Raw genomic sequence first — 6,419 nt, forward strand, 5'->3', positions numbered from 1 at the left:
GTAACCCGATACTGTCCAAGTGAACCAAAATCTTTGATAACCAGTAGGTCAATACATTAACACGATATACCAAAAGGGTCGGTACTCCCATTAAGGCGGTTTCAAGAGTAGCCGTGCCGGACGCACAAATAGCCGCATCGGCTATATTCATCATGTCATATACCCGTTCTTCGCCTATATGAACCTCTAAATTCGCTTCTCGCGCGGCTTCTTCCAACATATGTCTGTCAATGGTAGAAGCCTTCGGAACCATAAACTGCAACCCTTCAACCTTGTCCTTCAACAATTTTCCTGCCGCCAACATTTTTCCGTATAAGCTTTGTACTTCCTGTACACGACTGCCGGGCATAAAAAGTACGGTCTTCTTCTCCGGTTGTAAACCGAAAAAGCTATACGCCTCGTCTTTCGACATGGACGGCTTTACCGTATCCAGCAGAGGGTGTCCGCCATACACAACGTTCGTACCCATTTTCTTATACATTTCGGCTTCAAAAGGAAAAAGTGATACGGCCAAATCCGTATATTCGGCAATAACGTTGCCGCGGCTCTTATGCCAGGCCCAAATAGTCGGCAGAATATAATAAATTACAGGAATTCCCGCCTCCTTAGCCTTTTCGATGAGCTTCATATTAAACCCCGGATAGTCGATGCAAACCAATGCATCCGGTTTTTCTTCTTTCATCGTATTGACTAAAAAAGTGCGCAATTTATAAAAGAAAGGTATCTTTTTTATAATCTCTCCGATGCCGATAACACCGAGATTTTTTATGTCATACACAATGCGGACACCGGCCTTACGCATTTGTTCGCCACCCATACCGATTAACTCAACCTGCGGATCTACGGCTTTCAATGCTTCGGCAAGATTGGCACCGTGTAAATCACCGGACGCTTCGCCGGCGGAAAGCATGATTTTCATAGGCTCTCCTCATTAATATGATTCGTCAACGGCACAAATACAAATACGATGCTCATCTGCCAGTGCCAATACTTCTTCTTGCTCTACAAACAGGGTTTTATGCGCTTCCATTGCCAAAAGCGTACATCCGCTTTCAATCATGGATAAGAGTGTCTGTTTACCTACGGCCGGCACGTCAAAACGTACATCCTGATTCGGTTTGGCTACCTTTACCACGCAGGCACCGCATCTTCCCAATGCACCGCCGCGACGAATGCACGCATCGGTTCCTTCAATCGCTTCAATAGCCATGACCGCCTTGTGCTTCACTACAACAGTCTGTCCTATATCCATGCCGCCCATAGCCTTGGCCGTTTCAAACCCAAAACGAATATCTTCCTTTTCTTCTTCTGTCGGGTTTCGTTTTGTCAAAACACCGGGCGGCGGCATCAACGGTTTCAAGTATACCGTTTGATCGGCAACCACAAGGTTATCTTTCGCCAATTCGTCGACAATGGCCAGCATAATCGTATCGTCCTTGCGATTACGCAACTTCGCTAAAAGCTTCACGGCCCGAAAATCGGGAAATTTTATACCTTTAAAAAGAATTTCTTTTGTTACCTTACCGATCATGGTAACGTCCGTAACGCCTTCACGGAGCAAAGTCTTAATAATCTTATCAAGCTTCGCCACATTAATCTCGTAGTATGCGTCCGCTTCGGTCTTTAAGGCCGCCGCCGTATCGGGCACGACGGAAATAACTATTACTTCATGCCCCATTTGATGGGCGGCACGCAAAAACTCGACAGGCAAATTTCCGACGCCTGCCAATAAACCGACTTTACCCATGTATACCATCCTTACATTAATGTATAGTGCATTTTATTATACCAAAAAACGACATTTTCTGTCAGCACGGATATAGCAAAAAAGGGTAGGCAAGACAACGCTTACCTGCCCTTTTTATCAGTCTTTAGCCCCTCTGCAAATACCGCGTTCCGCATTGCGCAAAAAACGTAATAAGTGTTCTACTTCTTCACTACTGTTTAATTCCTGTTCCATCGATTCGATGGCCTGACCCAGGTTAAGGCCCGAACGGTATAAGAGGCGGAACCCCTTTTTCAGCTCCCGTCGCGTTTCTTCGGAAATACCGGCACGTGCCAACCCGACACTGTTTAAACCGATAATACGCGCCGGTTGTCCGTCGGCAATAACAAAAGGCGGTATATCCTGAACGACTTTGGCCAAGCCGCCGATCATGGCATTTCGACCCACCTTGACAAATTGATGTACGCCTGCAATGCCGCCGATAACGACACGATCTTCTACAGTAACGTGACCGGCCAAGCCGGCACAGTTACTCATAATAACGTGATTGCCTACTATACAATTATGGGCAACATGCGTACAAGCCTGAAACAGGCAGTCGTTACCGATACGGGTTTCTTCACCTTCACCCGTAGCGCGGCTAACCGTTACAAATTCACGAAATACGGAGCGGTCACCGATAATGACATAACTTTTCTCACCGTTAAACTTTAGATCCTGCGGTTCCGAGCCGATGGATGCACTCGGGAAAAAGCGGCAATCTTTACCGATTGTTGTCCATCCGTCAATAACGACATGCGACATAATCTCCGTACCGTCGCCGATTTTTACATTAGGCCCTATAACGGCATAAGGACCGATTTTTACGCCTTTTCCGATCTCAGCTCTAGGGTCGATAATAGCTGTCGGATGAATAAGGTCGGCAGATTCTCTTTCTTTTTCGTCGGTCATGAATGTCACTCCTCAATATCCTTTGCACCGAAAGGCGGTGCCGTACGTCTGAATTTTTTATATAATCCCGTTTTAAGAAATTTTTATAACCGGAAATACAGCCGATTACGGCTCCGTATCTTATCGATTACCGGATTTTCTGTCTTATTCGTCGATTTTCAGCTTTTTTTATTTTTTCTGACCGGGCATGAGAGCAAAAAGATATTCCCCTTCAGCACAAACCGTATCGCCTACGCGACACTGTGCCGTAACCTTTCCCATACGACCTTTAATTTTGATAATATCGGCCCGCATAATAACCTGGTCACCCGGTCGAACGGGGTGACGAAAACGCAACTTATCAATACCCGTAAAGAAGGGTATTAAGCCTCTGTTTTCTTCAGGGTACAACAAGGCTACCCCACCGACCTGTGCCATGGCTTCGGCCAAGAGAACTCCGGGCATAACCGGTTTTCCCGGAAAATGCCCTTGGAAAAACTGTTCGTTAAAAGTCGCATTTTTGATACCTACAGCATATTTCATAGGTTCCAATTCGGTAATGCGATCCACTAACAGCATGGGATACCGGTGCGGTAAAATTTCCATAATATCCGTAACTTCCAAAGTCATTTCAATTCCTCCCGTTACATATCTTCATAAATACACTTAGCCAACAAATTGTTTAATTTATGGCTTGATTTAACAGCTATAATATGGCCCTTTAAGGGTCTACCGATAAGGGATAAATCGCCGATAATATCCAACACCTTATGACGTACCAATTCATCATCAGACCGTAATTGAGACAAGCATGTATCCTTATCATATACGACAACGTTTTCTATTGTACCGCCCTTGCCGAGGCCCAATTTACGCATCATTTCCAACTCTTCCGTAAAAGCAATAGTGCGGGCATAACAAATATCGTCGATATAAGACTGTTCCGTCACTTCACTGTCGAAAAACTGCACTCCTAACAGGGGATGGGGATTAATGGACGTAAAAGTAATACGAAATCCGTCGTAAGGTAACACGGCTATAAATTTATCATCTTCTTGCACCACCCGTTGCTTCGTTACGGCATATACATTACGCGGAGCATCCTGCTCGACAACGCCCGCCTCTTTAATCATATCCACAAAAACGGCGCTGCTGCCGTCACCTACAGGCGGTTCAGGCGAATCCATTTCGACAACACAATTGTCAATTTTCAAACCTTGCAAGGCCGATAACACATGTTCTACCGTAAATACCTTGGCTTCTCCCTTTTCCAGAGTCGTCGCACGCATCGTGTTGGTTACATACGACTGATTGGCCGGCACGGACGGGTTGCCGGGCAAGTCGGTGCGCACAAAACAAATACCTTCATTAACTCCTGCGGGTTTTAAGGTCATATGTACAGGCAATCCTGCATGAAGACCTACGCCTTCATAAAAAACAGGTTTGCCGATAGTTCTTTGTTTTTCCGAGGACACGAAAATACGCCTCCTTCCATCTAAACATACAGACATACTTCACATACTGATTAATTATATCCTATTCAGAGCTTGTTGACAAATACTCGCATGGCGGAAAGGTCGCTTTTTTCGCATACTTTCTTCTTTGTCAACCCGTTCTTGCCTTCCATTCGTAATTTTATATAACAAAAAAGAAAGGCGCTACAACGCCTTTCTTAAGTTTTTTTGATAATCGTTCGTTTTTCATCCGTACCCAGGCGGAAAAAATAGTAAATATTTTCCGCAGCACTGCGATTCATACCGTCTACGGCAGCCAATTCGTCTATAGAGGCCGCCTTAATATCATCCAACGTCTTAAAAGCTTGCCAAACCGCTTTACGCCTTTTCGGCCCGATCCCCTCAATATGATCAAGGACGGATACGAGACTTCGTTTTCCTCTCAGTTTACGGTGATACGTAATAGCGAAACGATGAGCTTCATCACGAATGGCCTGAAGCAATTGTAACTCCGGCGTATGGTGACTGAGAATAATCGATTCACTGCGACCTTCAACGAATACCTCTTCAATCCGCTTAGCTAAGCTGATGACCGGTGCGTCCGTTCCGGCCCGTCTGATAACGGGAAGTGCCGCATGTAACTGCCCCTTACCGCCGTCAATAATAATCAAGTCGGGAACGGGCCAATCTTTTTCACTGTAACGGCGTTCCATAATTTCGGCCATAGACTTAAAGTCATCCGGCTTTCCTTGTACGGTCTTTAGCTTAAACCGCCGATATTCCGATTTAGCCGGTCTACCCTGTTCGAAAACGACCATGGACGCTACCGTTTCAATTCCTTGAGTATGGGAAATATCAAAACACTCCATGCGTACAGGCAGACACGGGAGATCGAGAACTTTTGCCAGAGCCTCTACAGCCCCTGTCGTCTTGTTCTTGTCATTCCGCCATTGCAACCGACGTTGTTCCCAAAGTACTTTTGCATTATTTTCGGCCATTTCGAGAAGCCGTTTCTTCACTCCGCGCCGGGGAATAATAATGTCTACATTCCTCCCCTTTTGCACTCCTAAGCGGTGTTCGTAGGCTTCTTTATCTTCTACATCGGGGACGACAATTTCACGAGGTATGAAGACGCCTTCTACATAATATTGATCCAATACGGCCCCGGTAAGAGCCGCCGTCGATTCATCATTACTGTTATCAAGACTGAAGTTCTCCCGCCCCATAAGCTTGCCGCCGCGAATGGTATAAATCTGCACGGCCGTTTTATCTCCTTCGGCATAAAAACCTATAACGTCCGTATCGCCTGCACCGGTAGTAACAATATCCTGTTGTTCCTGAATGATTTTTAAAGCTGCCAGTTGATCCCTATACATAGCCGCCTTTTCAAACTGTTCCGCCGTAGCGGCTGCCTCCATCTTATCCTGTAACTCCCTGTAGAGAGTCTTATTGCGGCCTTCCAGTGCATCCACAGCCAGTCGAGCCTGTTTCTGATAAGCGGTCTTGCTTATATAGTTTACACAGGGAGCCTCACAATGTCCTAAATGGTACTGCAAACACGGCCGTTCCACCTTCATGGAACGACACGTCCGCAAATGTAAGGCTGTCTGCATCAACTTCAGAACGCGATGAACCGCCCCGGCATCGGCGAAGGGTCCGAAGTAACGGGCTCCGTCCCGTAAGACGCGTCTTGTCATAAAAACGCGAGGATATTCTTCATTAAGCGTCACTTTAATATAGGGATAGGTCTTATCATCACGTAACATAATGTTATAACGCGGATGATGCTTTTTTATAAGCGTATTTTCTAAAATCAGTGCTTCCGCTTCATTGGCGACGACAATTGTTTCCAAGTCGACGGCATGACTCATCATGGCCGCCACCTTGACAGCCCTGTTCGAGTCCTTGCGCACATAACTTTTGACACGATTGCGTAAATTAACGGCCTTGCCTACGTAAATGATCCGTCCCTTTTCGTCCTTCCATAAATACACGCCGGGTTCGGTAGTCAGTTCTTTAATTTTTTCCAACACGTCTTCACGGACGGCCATGACTTACCTCTTCTTTTTCATCAATTTTTTTGTACGTTCCAAAACAGGGGCCAGAAACTTACCTGTATACGAGGCCGCAACCTTGCGCACTTCTTCAGGTGTGCCCGTAGCTACTATCGTACCGCCTCCGTTGCCGCCTTCAGGCCCTAAGTCGATAAGGTAATCCGCGACTTTAATAACATCCAGATTATGCTCAATAACAACGACAGTATCCCCTCCGTTGACAAGCAATTGCAACACATTCATAAGCTTATGAAT

General features: G+C 45.9%; 7 protein-coding genes. All 7 read right to left on the reverse strand.

Features of this window, described 5'->3' with window-relative positions; translation table 11 throughout:
* A partial coding sequence (gene lpxB, locus PGX78_RS05290) for a lipid-A-disaccharide synthase (RefSeq protein WP_270445752.1) occupies positions 1–919 on the reverse strand: 919 nt, incomplete at its 3' end.
* 12 nt (positions 920–931) lie between these two features.
* Positions 932–1,747: an LpxI family protein gene (locus PGX78_RS05295; RefSeq protein WP_270445754.1), complete on the reverse strand. Its 816-nt coding sequence runs from the start codon at positions 1,745–1,747 to the stop codon at positions 932–934.
* Positions 1,748–1,864: 117 nt separating this feature from the next.
* Complete coding sequence (lpxA, locus tag PGX78_RS05300; protein ID WP_270445756.1) at positions 1,865–2,677, reverse strand: acyl-ACP--UDP-N-acetylglucosamine O-acyltransferase; 813 nt, start codon at positions 2,675–2,677, stop codon at positions 1,865–1,867.
* A gap of 168 nt (positions 2,678–2,845) precedes the next feature.
* A complete protein-coding gene (fabZ, locus tag PGX78_RS05305; RefSeq protein WP_006940972.1) occupies positions 2,846–3,286 on the reverse strand; it encodes a 3-hydroxyacyl-ACP dehydratase FabZ in 441 nt (146 codons plus the stop codon).
* Positions 3,287–3,300: 14 nt separating this feature from the next.
* Positions 3,301–4,167, reverse strand: a complete 867-nt coding sequence (gene lpxC / locus PGX78_RS05310) for a UDP-3-O-acyl-N-acetylglucosamine deacetylase (protein WP_006940973.1) — start codon at positions 4,165–4,167, stop codon at positions 3,301–3,303.
* Positions 4,168–4,328: 161 nt separating this feature from the next.
* On the reverse strand, positions 4,329–6,161 hold the full coding sequence (gene uvrC, locus PGX78_RS05315) for an excinuclease ABC subunit UvrC (protein ID WP_006940974.1): 1,833 nt from the start codon (positions 6,159–6,161) through the stop codon (positions 4,329–4,331).
* Between the two features lie 3 nt (positions 6,162–6,164).
* Positions 6,165–6,419, reverse strand: a 255-nt coding sequence (locus PGX78_RS05320) for a hypothetical protein (RefSeq protein ID WP_270445761.1), incomplete at its 5' end; no start/stop codon positions are given.

Source organism: Megasphaera sp. AF13-6AC (assembly GCF_027685385.1).
In the GTDB taxonomy this organism is placed as follows: Bacteria; Bacillota; Negativicutes; order Veillonellales; family Megasphaeraceae; genus Megasphaera; species Megasphaera micronuciformis.